Source organism: Mesorhizobium oxytropidicola (assembly GCF_056174625.1).
Map to the genome: position 1 here is coordinate 2,390,972 of NZ_CM149692.1, position 15,274 is coordinate 2,406,245.

General features: G+C 61.1%; 9 protein-coding genes and 3 pseudogenes. 7 read left to right on the forward strand and 5 right to left on the reverse strand.

Going from position 1 to position 15,274, the window contains the following annotated elements; all coding sequences use genetic code 11:
• Positions 1-1,344, forward strand: coding sequence for an HlyD family type I secretion periplasmic adaptor subunit (locus AC0V8S_RS11795; RefSeq protein WP_183465034.1), 1,344 nt, complete (start codon positions 1-3; stop codon positions 1,342-1,344).
• Between the two features lie 48 nt (positions 1,345-1,392).
• On the opposite strand, the gene AC0V8S_RS11800 is transcribed toward AC0V8S_RS11795, so the two are convergent.
• Genes AC0V8S_RS11800 through AC0V8S_RS11810 form a run of 3 tightly spaced genes read right to left on the reverse strand, consistent with a single transcriptional unit; the run spans position 1,393 to position 2,847 of the window.
• Positions 1,393-1,737, reverse strand: coding sequence for a hypothetical protein (locus AC0V8S_RS11800; protein ID WP_475437775.1), 345 nt, complete (start codon positions 1,735-1,737; stop codon positions 1,393-1,395).
• Entirely contained in the window at positions 1,668-2,330 is a 663-nt protein-coding gene (locus AC0V8S_RS11805; protein WP_475437776.1) for a hypothetical protein, read from the reverse strand. The genes AC0V8S_RS11800 and AC0V8S_RS11805 overlap by 70 nt, the downstream gene beginning before the upstream one ends.
• A 31-nt stretch (positions 2,331-2,361) precedes the next feature.
• Positions 2,362-2,847, reverse strand: a complete 486-nt coding sequence (locus AC0V8S_RS11810; RefSeq protein ID WP_475437777.1) for a hypothetical protein — start codon at positions 2,845-2,847, stop codon at positions 2,362-2,364.
• Positions 2,848-3,495: 648 nt separating this feature from the next.
• Between AC0V8S_RS11810 and glmS the strand changes: the two genes are divergently transcribed.
• A complete protein-coding gene (gene glmS, locus AC0V8S_RS11815) occupies positions 3,496-5,319 on the forward strand; it encodes a glutamine--fructose-6-phosphate transaminase (isomerizing) (protein WP_475437778.1) in 1,824 nt (607 codons plus the stop codon).
• 79 nt (positions 5,320-5,398) lie between these two features.
• Here the strand turns inward: glmS and AC0V8S_RS11820 are convergent, their stop codons facing one another.
• Positions 5,399-6,124 carry a nucleoside/nucleotide kinase family protein gene (locus AC0V8S_RS11820; RefSeq protein ID WP_475437779.1) on the reverse strand — a complete coding sequence of 242 codons (726 nt, stop codon included), beginning with the start codon at positions 6,122-6,124 and terminating at the stop codon, positions 5,399-5,401.
• A 315-nt stretch (positions 6,125-6,439) separates the two neighbouring features.
• On the opposite strand from AC0V8S_RS11820, the gene AC0V8S_RS11825 reads away from it, so the two are divergent.
• From AC0V8S_RS11825 to AC0V8S_RS11845, 5 genes and pseudogenes are all read left to right on the forward strand, one after another.
• Entirely contained in the window at positions 6,440-9,190 is a 2,751-nt protein-coding gene (locus AC0V8S_RS11825; RefSeq protein ID WP_475437780.1) for an AMP-binding protein, read from the forward strand.
• 20 nt (positions 9,191-9,210) lie between these two features.
• Complete coding sequence (gene nadE / locus AC0V8S_RS11830) at positions 9,211-10,170, forward strand: NAD(+) synthase (protein ID WP_475437781.1); 960 nt, start codon at positions 9,211-9,213, stop codon at positions 10,168-10,170.
• A gap of 6 nt (positions 10,171-10,176) precedes the next feature.
• A pseudogene (gene asnB, locus AC0V8S_RS11835) lies at positions 10,177-12,202 on the forward strand (asparagine synthase (glutamine-hydrolyzing)).
• A pseudogene (locus AC0V8S_RS11840) lies at positions 12,192-13,747 on the forward strand (class I adenylate-forming enzyme family protein). Before asnB ends, AC0V8S_RS11840 begins: the two co-directional pseudogenes overlap by 11 nt.
• A gap of 44 nt (positions 13,748-13,791) precedes the next feature.
• Positions 13,792-14,052 (forward strand): acyl carrier protein, encoded by a 261-nt coding sequence (locus AC0V8S_RS11845; RefSeq protein ID WP_183462622.1) that lies wholly within the window; start codon positions 13,792-13,794, stop codon positions 14,050-14,052.
• A 54-nt stretch (positions 14,053-14,106) separates the two neighbouring features.
• On the opposite strand, the pseudogene AC0V8S_RS11850 reads toward AC0V8S_RS11845, so the two are convergent.
• A pseudogene (locus AC0V8S_RS11850) lies at positions 14,107-14,798 on the reverse strand (N5-glutamine methyltransferase family protein).
• Between the last annotated feature and the right edge of the window lie 476 nt (positions 14,799-15,274).

The following is a 15,274-nucleotide window of genomic DNA, read 5'->3' on the forward strand; positions in this document are numbered from 1 at the left end:
ATGGGTTTATTTGCTCCGATCGACGATGGGAGCCGAAGGGTCGAGGCGAATTCGGCCGGGGCACAGGATGGTATCAGGGCCAACCTGATCCTGGGCGCGGCGGTCACCGTCATGTTGATTGCCGGCGGCGGTCTTTGGCTCGGTTTGACGAAGATCGCCGGCGCGGTGATTGCGCCTGCCACCGTGGTGGTCGAAAGCAACATCAAGAAAGTCCAGCACCTGACCGGCGGCACGATCGGCGGCATCTTCGCGCAAGATGGGGACCATGTGCGGGCCGGCGATGTGGTGGCCAGGCTGGACGACACGCTGACGCGGGCCAACCTGCAGATAATCAGTGAGGATCTTGATCGCGCCACCGTCCGGCTTGCGCGGCTGGAGGCCGAGCGGCAAGGTCTGACGGAAATGCAGCTTCCGTCCAGCCTTCAAACACGGATGGGCGATCCGGAACTGGCTGCACTGGTGAACGGGGAGCGCACCCTGTTCGAAAGCCGCGCAACGGCGTTGACGGGGCAGAAGGCACAGTTGCAAAGCCGTTCAAAGCAACTCGAACGCCAGATCGATGGCCTCAAGGCGCAGCAGGCCGCGGAAGACCAGTCCGTGGTCCTGCTGGACGGAGATCTTGGCGATGTCCAGGCGCTTTATACAAAGAAGTTGGTGTCCAAGGAGAGACTGAGCAACATCAGATTGGATGCCACCCGGGCGCATGGAGAATCAGGACGCCTCGCGGCGGCGGTCGCTGAGGCACAGGCCCGGATCAGCGAGACCGAGTTGCAGATTCTTCAGCTCGACGAACAAAGGCGCAGCGAAGTAACGAGCGAACTTCGTGAAACGGAAGCCAAGCAGACCGAACTCAGCGAGCGCAAGGTCGTCGCGCAAGACGAACTGACCAAAACCAACATCCGCGCTCCGCAATCGGGAACGGTGCAGGAATCCTCCATCCACACGATCGGCGGCGTGATCGCCCCTGGCGAAGTGATCATGATGATTGTCCCCGACGCCGACAACCTCGTCGTCGACGCGCTGATTCCTCCATCGCGCATAGACGACGTTCGTCCAGGTCAGCACGTCTCGATCCGGTTTCCGGCTTTCGATGCCGGCACCACGCCGGCTTGCCAGGGATCGGTCAAGCGCATCTCGGCGGATCTGATCAAGGATCAGCAAAAACAGCTTTCGTATTTCTCGGCGCGTATCAATGTCGAGAACAAGGCAGCCTGCCTGACGGATGCCAAGGTGCTCAAACCAGGTATGCCGGCAGAGGTCCACATAAGCACCGACGAACGCAGCGTCTGGTCTTATCTGCTGAAGCCTCTCACGGATCAGATGTCCAGGGCCTTCCGCCAATGACATGGCGAACTGTTGGAAGCCAGCCGCAAAAGCGATTAGCTCTTCTTCCTACGACGCGGTGAGCGCCCTCCGGCGGGCGCGGCGGGCGGTACGCACCGTTCGCTCCGCCGTCACCGGAATCTTGGCCACATCGTTCTTATGCGGCACGGCGTTCGTGGTGCTATGGAGCCTCTCATAGGGCAGCAAATCCCTGATCCGGGCGTTGACCGATGCAATTTCGGCCCGCAGGTCCTCGCATTCCTGCCGTCTGATATCGAGTTGTATCTGATCGGATGCCTGTTGCAGCGACAGCTGTGAAAAATTGGCGGTTATCTTCGAAAGGTTCAGCTTGTCGGTTTCGACTTCCTTGGTGAGGGCAGCCAACCTTTCATCCGCCACCTGCTTTTCCGCCACGGCGTCGCTCCATTGAAGCCTGAGCCTGTCGATCTCGGCCGAGGCTTCGTTATTTGCGCTTGATGTGAGCTCAAGTCGCGAGTTGAGGCTCTGAACTTCGGAACGCAATCCCCAATCTCGGCCCGGCAGCGTTCGAGCTCGGCATCCTTGTCCGCCTCCATGATCCTGGCGGTTTCCGTCACCTCCGACAGTTTCGCCTGGGTGATCTCGAGCGAGTGATGGAGCCGTGTCGCTTCCTTTTCGCTCTTACCGAGCGCACCCAGTATTTCGGAATTTTTCGCAGCTTCGGTGGCATGGATCGAGGAGAAGGCGTCCAGCCTGTGCCGCGCCTCGTCCTCCCGCTTCAGCGCCTTTTCCAGGTCGATCGACAGGCTGACATTCTTTTCACGCAGCAGTTTGTTCTCGCGCGCGCGTCTGTCGGCCTCAACGGTTGCGGCGGCAAGCGTGTTTGTGAGGTCTCCGAATTCCGCTTCATTCTTTGCGTTGGTGTTCGCGGCCTCCACGAGTTCCAGCCTTGCCGCGGCCAATGCGCCGCGAAGCGCCTCGCCGTCCTGAATCAGGCTTGCCTCGCGCTGCTGCAAAGCCTCCACCATGCTTTCACGCTCATACTGCCTTCGGTTGAGGTCATTGAGCTTGTCCGACAGGCTCCTTTGCTCCGCGGTCAGGTTTAGATTGGCGAGTTCCAGTTCGTTGGCGCGGGAGAATGTCGGCGTGAAGGATGTGGAAGAATTCAAAGGTGAGTTGATGTGTGCTCGCGATCTCGGACAGTTTCGCGTTGATCTCCTCGAAATGCAGCTTCGCATCGCGAAACAGCCCATCAAAGGAACTCAATGCAGCCATACGGCTCTGCGTATGAGAGGTCAGCCGTCGCACGGGTTCCTGTGTGCCGGCATTGTCGGTGCCAGCATCATCCTCGGTCTGCGGGCTGTCGTCCTGTTCGCTGTTGTCGTCTGGCATGGGCGGCTCGCCCGCGGCATCGTCCATTACCAGCGCTGACAGGTCGTCCAAACCAAGGCACTCGTCGACGGCGTCGGCCAAGTCAGCTTCGAGGTCGTCGAATGACTTCTCCACATTGTTGTCGGCACGTTTGATCAGATCCCTGAACTTCATGCCCTACATCCCCCTTCCGCATTCCTGGACCCAGCAAGGCGCGGACTGAGCCTCCATTTGTATCGAGAGATCAGTTCAGCGTCTTCGTGCAATCAAACGATGCCAAGCGCCAGCGATTCAGCGCCTCAACAGCGACAAGTCATCGAGACTTGTGAGGTTTTGTTGGTCGCCGATCACCTCCACCAGCCTTACTGATCTATGCCAGGATCGCTTTTTCGTCGGGTGACCCTGTTGTGTTTATCTTGACGTCTTCTGTTGCGTGGACCTGGCGCCGCTCGCTTGCCGGCATGGGAGGCCGTCCGGAGCGCTCTCGCGGGTAAGCCTCCCTGATAGATCAAGCGGCCCGACAGCCTCTTGTAGGGGGGCATCAGGCGGCCGGGCCTAACCGGCTGTTGGGTGTGTTTTGGTTTGCCGGCTGACCCAACATGCGCCTCGGCGGGTGGAAGCGCATCATTCGAACGAACTGTTCGCCGGGCGGGCTTCACTCAGCCAACGACACAAGCTCCACCACTTCGGAAGCACGACAGTGCAGGTGCCGATTAAGTCCGTAGACTCCTTCAAATGAACGATCAGCTCGCAATCAAGGAGGGATAGTGTGGTTTTTTGCGGCGATAGGGCCGGAATTCTGCAGGCTATGGGGGCAAAGCCATGTGCGGTATCGTGGGAATCGTCGGCCATTCGCAGGTTACGCCGCTCCTCCTTGCCACACTGAAGCGGCTGGAATATCGCGGCTATGATTCGGCCGGCGTCGCCACCATCGAAAAGGGACAACTTGGCCGCCGCCGCGCCGAAGGCAAGCTGATCAACCTCGAACGCCGTCTCAAGGAGGAGCCGCTCGACGGCACGATCGGCATCGGCCATACGCGCTGGGCCACCCATGGCGTGCCCAACGAGACCAATGCGCATCCGCATTTTTCCGACGGTGTCGCCATCGTCCACAACGGCATCATCGAGAACTTTGCCGAACTGCGCGACGAACTGGTCCGTGACGGCTACTCCTTCTCGTCGCAGACCGACACCGAGGTCGTCGCGCACCTGGTGGCGCGCGAACTCGCCAAGGGGCTGAAGCCGGTGCAAGCCGCGCACCAGGCGTTGAAGCAGCTCGAAGGCGCCTTTGCGCTGGCCATCATGTTCAAGGGCGACGAGGACCTGATCGTCGGCGCCCGCAATGGTCCGCCACTGGCCGTCGGCCATGGTGATGGCGAGATGTTTTTGGGCTCCGATGCCATTGCGCTGGCGCCATTCACCAATTCCATCACCTATCTCGAAGATGGCGACTGGGCGGTGGTGCGCCGCGACAGCGTCGCCATCTTCGACATCGACGGCAAAAAGGTCGAGCGCAAGCGCCAGCAGTCGCTGTCGACCTCCTTCATGGTCGACAAGGGCAACCGCCGGCATTTCATGGAGAAGGAAATCCATGAGCAACCCGAGGTGATCTCGCACACGCTGGCCCATTATGTCGATTTCGTCTCCGGCGTCTCGAAGCCGCTCGACCTGCCATTCGATTTCGCCAAAATTGGCCGACTGGCGATCTCGGCCTGCGGCACCGCCTATCTCGCCGGCCTGATCGGCAAATACTGGTTCGAGCGCTATGCGCGGCTGCCGGTCGACATCGATGTCGCCTCGGAATTCCGCTACCGCGAGATGCCGCTGTCAGCCAACGATGCCGCCTTCTTCATCTCGCAATCGGGCGAGACCGCCGACACGCTGGCTTCGTTGCGCTACTGCCGCAAGGCCGGCATGAAGATCGGCGCCGTCGTCAATGTGCGGGAATCGACCATGGCGCGCGAATCCGACGTCGTGCTGCCGACGCTTGCCGGTCCCGAGATCGGCGTCGCCTCGACCAAGGCTTTCACCTGCCAACTCTCCGTGCTGGCGTCGCTTGCCGTGCGCGCCGGTGTGGCACGCGGCACGATCTCGAAAGATGAGGAGAAGACCCTGGTGCGCGCGCTTTCGGAAGCGCCGCGCTATGCCAACCAGGTGCTCAAGCTCGAAGAGCAGATCGAGCGGATCGCGCGCGAACTGTCGCGCTACAAGGACGTGCTCTATCTCGGCCGTGACACCAATTTCCCGCTGGCCATGGAAGGCGCGCTGAAACTCAAGGAAATCTCCTATATCCACGCCGAAGGCTATGCGGCGGGTGAGCTGAAGCACGGGCCGATCGCGCTGATCGACGAGAACATGCCGGTCATCGTCATTGCGCCGCATGACCGCATTTTCGAGAAAACCGTGTCGAACATGCAGGAGGTGGCGGCGCGCGGCGGCAAGATCATCCTGATCACCGACAGCAAGGGTGCAGCACACTCAAGCGTGAAGACGATGGAGACGATCATCCTGCCGGATGTGCCGGAAATCATCTCGCCGATCATCTATGCGCTGCCGATCCAGATGTTGGCCTATTTCGCCGCGGTGTTCATGGGCACCGACGTCGACCAGCCGCGCAATCTGGCGAAATCGGTGACGGTGGAGTAGGGGGCGAGATGGACGATGACGATGCCTTTCGCACTGGCTTCTGTTCTTTGGATTTTGGTGGCGTGAGACCACCACATCGCTAGACCGGGGCGGTCTCATGCTCTTCCAAGACTCGCGCGATGACCTTGTCAAAATCGTGAGGTTCAGCACCGTTGACTTGTATCAAGGGCCATCCATCTTGGCGCAAGCACTCGCCGATCTCCCTCGAAATATCGGCCTGTCTCAAGCCCCTGTCCACGCCGAGTTCGAACAGGAGGACCTCGAGGAGCGGTTGCTGCGCATGCCGATCCATAAGACGGCGGCGCAACGTTTGCTGCGGCGCATCGAGCTGGATGAGGAGGTCCGGTCGCGGCAGGAACGCCAGGCAGTCACGAACCACGTCGATGCTTGGAGTTCGTGCCAGCAAAACCAGCGCGCACAAAGCCTGGATCAGGCCTTCTTCGAAAATGAAGTAACCTTCCGATTCCTGCGCTTGACGCCAGGACTCGCACAGCAGGGCGATGTCGACCTTCATACGCCATGACCATGTGCGGCTTCTCAAGGGAATTGAAGCCAGAAGCCGCGCGGCGACACCGTCCTTCGGCAAGGTCGACAGCAAGACAGGGCCCGATGTGGCGATCTTTCTGCCAATGCGCCCAATGCCATGGCGTACCTCCGGGCCATCATCCTGTTCCGACCCGTATTCAATCAGGCGATAGCCGTTGACCGTCTTAACGTTGATGCCGTGTTTCGCCATCTCCCGGCAAAGGCGGCGAAGAAGCGTGGTCTTACCTGCACAAGGCGGCCCAAACAACTCGATGATCATGGCGGTATGCCCAAACGTCTCCGAGCAAGCAGTCATTCACCTGCAGATCAAAGCTTAGCCAGATTACAAACCACACCAACGTTCATTTGAATGACTTTTCAACCTGCCGCCGGAGGGTCACGGGATTGGCCTGGACTAGCGTTTCACGGTCGGGGACCTCTGGGCGAACCGGCTGTTGCTGGAGAGAAATTGGAGAACTTCAGGGAGGCCGGGAGGGAAAGCGCTGCCTGATCAAGATCGAGGCATCATCCGTATGATTGATGAAAAGATTTTAATCGCGAGCGATGGTCAACATTCACCTTGGTGGGGCCCTGAATGTCTTCAGCGTATCTGCACTCTGAAGCGGTGAATCAAGATCTGCAGGTGGATTGTCGACCAGCGACGATCCGCAAATGGTCGGATATCCCCGAATATGCTCTCGACGAGGGCGGGCCTGTCTTGCGCCATTATCAACAGATGGGCCCCGATTTTGCGGACATTTCCCTCATCGATCACCTTGGAAATGTCGCAAGGCAATATCCCGACAAGCTCGCGGTCAGCGACGGCGCCAATCGCCTGACCTATTCTGAGCTTTTCCGGACTGTCGAGACGCTGTCTCACCGTATCGCTGCTGTCGTCCCCGAAGGACAGGCGGTCGGAATCCTTCAGGCCAACTCGGCCTGGTATCCTGTGGCGATGCTGGGGAGCATAATGGCCGGGCGGCCTTGCGTTCCGCTCAACATGAGAGATCCGGGCTCCCGGATCATCGAGATCGTGAATGCCGCGCGGCTCGGCGCTATCATAGGCGCCGGCGAGGTTCGCTCCGTCGATTTGGCACAGGACATCATATGGATCGATATAGCCGCCAGCGTTGCGCCGAACAGTCGACCCGCATTGCCACCACCCAATTCCGTTTCCGTCGATGCACCCGCAATGGTGCTTTACACCTCGGGCAGCACCGGACGTCCCAAGGGGATCGTCAACAGCCAACGCGCCCTGCTGTGGCGGGTCCGGCAATATGTCGACGCGTGCCATATCAACGCGGACGACGTTTTCCTGCCGCTGACCGGACCTGCCACGATTGCCGGTTGCCGGGAGATTTTCGCCGCGCTGCTGACGGGCGCCACATTGCATCTTCTCGAGGTGGAGGCGGTCGGCCTGCGCGCCGTGCGCGCGCGGTTGCAAGCCGAAGGCGTGACGGTTGCCTATCTTGTGCCGGCGCTGCTTCGGGCGCTCTTGAGTGAGGGCCCCGCTGACGCCTTCCAGTCACTTAGAGTGGCCCGGCTCGGTGGTGAGAAAGTGTCGTGGACGGACATCGCGTTGCTGCGCAAAGCCGTTTCCGACCAGTGCCTGATCCAGATCGGCTACTCGTCAACCGAGACCACCGGTTCGCAATGGTTCTTGCCGCCGGACTGGCCGGAGCAAGACGCCTCGGTCCCCGTTGGCAGGCTGCTTCCCGGGATGGCATTCGCCATTGTCGACGAAACGGGGCGCAACGTTGGGACAGGCGAGAGCGGAGAGCTTCTGATCCGAAGCCCCTATGTTCTGCTTGGTCATTGGGAGAACGGTGTCGTCGTTCCCGCGCGGCCGGATCCGGACGATCCCGGTGTTCGAGTTTTTGCGACGGGCGACCTCGTTCGGCTGGATGATGATGGCCTGTTGCGGATCGTCGGCCGCAAAGGGCGCCAGATCAAGATCAATGGTCGGCGCGTCGAACCCGCCGAGCTCGAACGGGTCCTGCGTTGCGCACCTTCGGTGGCGGATGCCGTGGCAATCGTGACGCCAGCGGAGGAACTCATCGCATTCGCGGTTCCCCAGCGCTTCGCCGGGGCTGCTTTCGCGGAGGAGCTTCGCCAGCTCGTCAGAACGACGTTGCCGGCGCCACTGCGTCCCTTGCGGTTGCACACCATCGCCGCAATCCCGCGCCTGCTGGGGGGGAAGGTCGACCTGGCAACACTCACCGAAATGGATCGCTCGGAGAGAAAGACGGCGCCAGCCGACCAGCCGCCCAGTGCCCGACCGCTCCCCGCGGGAGGCGAACTGAATACAAGGCAAATAGTGCAGCACGCGTGGATGCAGGTTCTCAACACCGGCGTGGCCGCGGGAAACTGGGATGACGCGGGAGGAGATTCGCTGCAGCTGCTGCATTGCGTCATGGCGATCGAGAGCGCTATCGGGCAAGAGCTGGGCCTCGAGGCCTTCACCGTCGGAATGAGCTTCAACGAGATGGTTGAGGCGGTCTTATCGGCACAGGCAGGCGAACGGCGCGAGAAGAAGCGTCATCCCCCGGTTCTTTTCCTGTTTCCAGGGTCGGTCGGCTATGGTCCGAGCCTGGCCGCCTTCGCAGCCGCCATGGGCAAGGTCGCCCGGGTGAGCCCCATCCGGTATCCTGGCCTCGCAGCGATATTGGATGGACATGACAGTCTCGCCGCCATGGCTGCGGCCGCACTCGAGCAGATAAACCGCGCCCAACCTGCCGGCCCTGTGCGACTTCTTGGCCATTCGCTTGGCGGCGCGGTTGCGTTCGAGGTTGCGGCACGGCTTCTGGCCGCCGGTCGACCGGTAAGGTTTTTGGGTATCCTCGATACGAGCCTGCTGGACGAGCCGAGCAATCATTGGGAGACACTTACCCGCACATTCCATCGCATTCGCACGAATCGCATATCGGCCCGCCGAATGGCTTGCCGAGCCCTTGCGAAAATCACCGTTGCCATCGGCCGCGAGGCGTATCTCACCAGGATTCTCGACCGCTTTGCCAAGGGAGAGTTCAACCCGACAAGCTTCAGAACCAAACTGGAACTGCAGGAGGTCTTGCGGGCGCGGTCTTTCTTCCGGTGGCTGGACGGACCGAAACCGGCTCTGCCGATCGCCGGCACCTTGTTTCGCTGTCGTCGGGAGGGAATGCCTCGAACTTTGGGCTGGGATAGCGTTTTGGCCCATCTGGACGTGGTTCCGATCAAGGGCAACCACATCGACCTCGTCATAGAGCCTAATCTTGCCACCAACCGTCCGCTCATCGAGACGGCCGTCGTGCAGACCTACTCCCCGGCCGAGTCTCGCAAAAGGGAGGATCTGTCATCGACGTGATCTCACAGTTCAGCAAGGACGTGCTGGTGCTCGATGCTCGTGCGGAGGTCGATCGCATCGTTGACACCTTGCGCAAGCAGGTTCTTGGCACGTTCCATCGTCGCGGCGTGGTCGTCGGGCTTTCCGGCGGCATCGACAGCTCCGTCGTCGCGACCTTGTGCGCGCGCGCGTTCGGCAGGGACAAGGTCCTGGGACTGTTCATGCCGGAGCGGGATTCCTCCGGCGACTCGCTCAGACTTGGCCGCCGTGTTGCGGCACAGCTTGGCATTGAGAACGTCCTGGAAAACATAGGCCCGGCACTGGAGGCCACTGGCGCCTATAGAAGGCAGCTCGAAGCGATCCGGACCGTCGTTCCCGACTATGGGGAAGGCTGGAAATGCAAGCTGGTGATCGAGCCGGTTCTCGAGAGCAACGGCCTCAACATCACCCGGCTCACCGTCCAGGATCCGGAGGGCAAGGTCGACACGGTGCGTCTTTCGCCAGCAGCCTATCTGCAGATCGTCGCTGCAACCAACTATAAGCAGCGCCTGCGCAAGATGACGGAATACTACCACGCCGACCGCCTCAAATACGCGGTGGCGGGGACACCGAACCTTCTTGAGTACGACCAGGGGTTTTTCGTCAAGCAGGGCGACGGAACCGCCGACGTGATGCCGATCGTTCACCTCTACAAAACCCAGGTTTATCAACTCGCGGAATATCTCGGCGTGGACGAGGAAATCCGCCAGCGGGCACCGACCACCGACACATTCTCCATGGCGCAAAGCCAGGAGGAGTTCTACTTCGCGCTGCCCTATCACCTGATGGATCTATGCCTTTACGGCCTGAACCACGGGATCGCGAGCGATGAGGTCGCGGCGGTTGCCGGCCTCACCGAGCTCCAGCTTCAGAAAGTCTTCAAGGACATCGACGCGAAACGGCGGGCCGCCCACTATCTTCACGCGCGGCCTTTGCTGTCCGTGGAATTTGGCGAGGATTGACCGGGGATGTGCGGCATCGCTGGAATTGTGGCACTGAACGCCGCGGCGGCTTCTCCTTCGCGTGAGGCGCTGATGCGGATGGTGGGCGTGCTCTCACACAGAGGTCCGGACGAGCGCGGCCTGTACCGGGACAAACGCGCGGGGCTGGCGCATGCGCGCTTGTCCGTCGTCGATCTTTCCAGCGGCCAGCAGCCACTTGCGGACACAGGCGATACGACCTGGATCGTGTTCAACGGCGAGATATTCAACTATGTCGAACTGCGGGAACAGCTGATTGCGCTCGGCCACCGCTTCCGAACCCGCAGCGACACGGAGGTCGCGCTCCATGCCTATCGTGCATGGGCGAAGCGGCCTTCGAGCGTATGAATGGCCAGTGGGCAATCGCCATCTGGGACTCGATGGCGGGACGTCTCGTCTTGTCGCGCGACCGCTTCGGCATTTGCCCCTGCATGTCTGTGAGCATGCGGGCCGGCTTTATTTCGCCAGTGAAGTGAAGGCCATTTTCGCGGCCGATCCGACCATACCGCGCGCCTTTGATCCCGCCGGCCTCGATCAGACCTTCACGCTCTGGACAGTCGTTCCGCCACAAGGGGTATTTCAGGGAATCCATGAGCTCGTGCCAGGGCATGTCCGCACCTACCAGGATGGCACCGTTCGCGAGCAGGTCTTCTGGCAGCCTTCCTACCCCGAAAATTTCGGATCGCCGCAGGGCGAGTTCACCGGGTCGTGCGATGACGCGGTGGATCGCGTGCGTGGCGCCCTTGAGGCCGCGACGGCGCTCAGAATGGTGCGCGCCGACGTGCCTGTCGGGTGTTACCTCTCGGGAGGGCTGGACAGTTCGCTTGTGGCGACACTGGGAAGGCGCTTCGCCGGCCGACGCTTCCAGACCTTCTCCTTGCGTTTTGCCGACGCCGAATATGACGAGACCCGATTCCAGCGCCTGGTCGCCGAAGCAACCGGCAGTGAGCATCATGAAGTGGTGGTTTCGCGCGGCGATATCGCCGCCATCTTTCCGGAGGTGATCTACCACACCGAGCGCCCGATACTGAGGACCGCCCCGGCGCCGCTGTTCCTGCTCTCCAGGCTGGTGCGCGACCGCGGCATCAAGGTCGTGCTGACCGGCGAAGGGGCCGACGAAATGTTCGCCGGCTACGACCTGTTCCGCGAAGGCAAGGTCCGGCGGTTCTGGGGACGCCAGCCGGCATCGACACGACGCTCGCGGCTCCTGGAGCGCCTTTACCCCTATCTCACCCGCTCGCCGGTGCAACAGCAAGCGATGGCGCGCCAGTTCTTCGGGCGCGGTATCGAGGCCCATGACGCGCCCGGCTTCGCCCATGACACGCGCTGGCGCAGCACCAGCGCCATCAAGCGGCTTTTCTCCGCGGAGCTGCGCGCCGAATCCCAGCGCCACGACGCCGTGTCGGAGTTGCTCGCCCGCCTGCCGGCGGCGTTTTCGCGTTGGAGCCCTCTTGCGCAGGACCAGTATCTCGAGGTCCAGACATTGATGTCGGGTTATCTGCTTTCCTCGCAAGGCGACAGAATGCTGATGGCCCACTCCGTCGAGGGGCGCTTCCCGTTCCTGGACGATGAGCTTGTGAGGCTCGCGAATTCACTTCCGCCTTCCTACAAGCTGCGTGTCCTCGATGAGAAGCACGTGCTGAAACGCGTGGCGGAGCCGATCGTGCCCGCCGAGATCGTGACGCGCAAGAAGCAGCCATTCCGGGCGCCCAACGCGCTCTGCTTCACCGACGAAGCCGCACCGGAATACATTCGCGAAGCGCTTTCGGAGACAGCGATACGCAAGGCGAATGTTTTCGATCCGGCTGCGGTCACGCGCCTGCTCGGCAAGTGCCAGGCCAGGACAGGTGACGGTGATCTTTCCAACGCCGACAACATGGCGCTGGTCGGCGTGCTGTCGACCCAACTCCTTCATCAGCAGTTTGTCGCGAGCTGTCCCAGTGCGACCCACGTGCGTGGGCTCAGCGTCGACGTCGACCGCGAACATCGGGAAGAGTGCTTGCATGTTGCATGATGCCGTCCCCCTGCTGCACGACTATCTCGCCCACTCCGCCGGCCGGCTCGGCGACAAGGTGGCGCTGGTATGCGGCAAGCAACGTGTCACCTATGGCGAGCTTGAAGCCCGCGCTAATGCGATCGCCCGGGATTTGACCGCGTCAGGGGTCGTGCGCAGCGATCGCGTGATGATCTTCGCCGACAACACCGTCGAGACAGTGGTGAGCTTCTGGGCGGTGCTCAAGGCGAATGCGGTGGTGTGCATCGTCAACCCGCTGACCAAGAGCGACAAGCTCAATTACCTGCTCAACGACTGCCTCCCGGCAGCGCTGATCACGGACGCGCATCTGCACTCGATCTTCCGCGAGCCGGCGCGCGGCTGCCCGTCACTTCTGCGGACGATCGTTTCCGGATCGATCGATGACGTCGAGCTCTCCCGACTGCCGCATGCCGTGCGCTGGGACATTGCGGTCGCCAGCAGCGGCGATGCACCGCCGGCGCGGCGCTGCATCGATGTCGATCTTGCCGCCATCATCTACACGTCCGGTTCGACAGGCGAACCCAAGGGCGTGATGCTGACGCACAGAAACATGATGACCGCGTGTACGTCGATCGCGTCCTACCTCGAGCTTGCCGAGGACGAGGTGATCCTCAATGTCCTGCCTCTCGCTTTCGACTACGGCCTGTACCAGATGATCATGGCGTTTCGCACCGGCGCGCGGCTGGTGCTCGAACGCTCGTTCGCTTTCCCGGCGCAGGTCCTTGGGCTGATCAGGCAAGAGGGGGTTACGGGTTTTCCCGGCGTGCCGACCATCTTTGCGGCACTTTCTGAACTCAAGTCCCTCAGGGATCAGGATTTCTCGAGCATTCGCTACGTCACAAACACCGCGGCGGCCCTGCCGCTCAAGCATATTCTCATGCTTCAGGAGCTGTTTTCGAGTGCACGCATCTATTCGATGTACGGCCTTACCGAATGCAAGCGTTGCACCTATTTGCCGCCGGAGGATCTCAAACGAAAGCCGCTGAGCGTCGGGATCGCGATCCCAAATACGGAAATGTGGATCGTTGACGAACATGACAGGCGGGTCGGCCCCGGCGTCGTTGGCCAACTCGTCATTCGCGGCGCAACGGTGATGAAGGGATATTGGGGCAAGCCCGAGGCGACGGCCAGGAAACTCAAACCCGGCCCGCTGCCCGGCGAGCAGGTCCTGTACACCGGCGACTACTGCCGGATGGACACGGAGGGCTACCTCTACTTCGTCGGCCGTGGTGACGAGATCATAAAATCGCGCGGCGAGAAGGTGGCGCCGAAGGAAGTGGAGAACGTCCTTATGGACATTCCCGGGTCCGGGAAGCGGCGGTCATCGGTGTTCCCGACGAACTCCTTGGACAGGCGGTGAAGGCATTTGTCGTGATGGAAAATGGCAGAACCATCGGCGAAAAACAGCTGCAGCTGGAGTGCCAGAAACGACTGGAAAACTTCATGGTTCCGAAGTCCATCGTCATCGTGGCCAGTCTGCCGATGACGGACACGGGCAAACTCAAGAAAACGGCTCTGTCATGAGGCCGGGTCGCTAAATTGGTGGTGTCGCTACGGAGGGTGAATTCATGTTGACTGTCAAGGACCGAACCTACAGCGAGCAGATCCGCAATTTCCTGGTTTCGAATTTCTACGTGAGCGACGTGAAGGCATTGGTGAACGACACGTCCTTGCTCGATCAAGGCATCGTCGACTCGACGGGGGTGCTCGAGATTATCGGCTTTATCGAGGAGACCTTTGGCATCACCGTCGAAGACAGCGAACTCTTGCCTGAAAACCTCGATTCCATTCAGGGGATCGAGCAATACATTATCCGCAAGATGAATTGATTGCCGGTGTAAAGCCCAGATCGGTTCCTGGAATTGCGCTGGTTTTCCGCACGCTCATGCCTGCGCCTTGGCTTGTCCCAGAGCCACCCGGCCTTCGCCCGCTTCATTTGAGACGGCACGGATGTTCTCATATGCCTTGCTGCGCTCCAGCAGGCTCATCACCTGCCGGTCCTGGCCAAGGCCGACCTCAAAGAGCAGGATGCCGCCAGGCCGCAAATATCGCGGCGCGTCCTTCACCACCCGCATATGGATGCTGAGGCCGTATGGGCCGGCCGCGAACGCTTCCGCGGCTCGAGCTCGACCAGATGCGCGCGGTCGCCCTCAAGCCGCTTTTCCGAAATATAGGGCGGATTGCAGACGATAACGTCGATCGTCCCGTCAAGCCCGAGGCCCGAGAGCGCGCCGAACAAGTCGCCCTGAAGCACCGAAACGCGATCCGCCATGCCATGATGGGCGGCGTTGCGGCGCGCCACGTCGACGCATCCGTCGGTGAGGTCGCTCGCCCAGACACTCGCGGTGGGGACGTGATGGGCGATGGCGCACGCCAGATTGCCAGTGCCGCAGCACATGTCGACGACGCGCGGCGCGGGCAGGTTCATTTGATGCAAGACACCAAGAGCCGTCGTGCCCAGCAACTCCGTCTCCGGCCGGGGCACGAGCGCACCGGGCGCGACGAGCAGCTCAAGTCCCATGAAAATGGCGCGGCCCGTGCCATAGGCGTCGGCGACACTGAACTCTTTGCTCATGGCGAACCCCTGATCTTCCCAGTATAGGTGTTCGGCGTTCGTGCGCCAATCAAACCTGCTCCGAAGTCATGAATTTCTCGAGCCTGTCCAATGCGCCGTCGGCGGACGAATTCAATCAGGAAATGTTCGCATCGCCATTCGCCCGGGTGAGCAAGGCGAAACCATCCAAACTACGGCAGCGACAAACGGCCGTTATTCAGCGGAATTATGATGCTGCCCTAAACTTTGAATTGGACGGGGCTGGCTATCGCGTAAACGGTAGGCACAAGAACCCCCTGTGGCGGCGCCCAAACTTCAGCGGGCGGAGAGGTGAGGCGGAAGGACATACGTCCATCTGCAGGCTCGACAGAAAGCAGACAGAGATCCGAAATGGTCAACCCTCGCACAACGCTTGATCGCTTGTTCAACGGCACGAAAGGCCCGGTCCAGTCCGGGCTGAGCAAACGTGACGCCATCGATCCCGCCCGCCGCTTCTT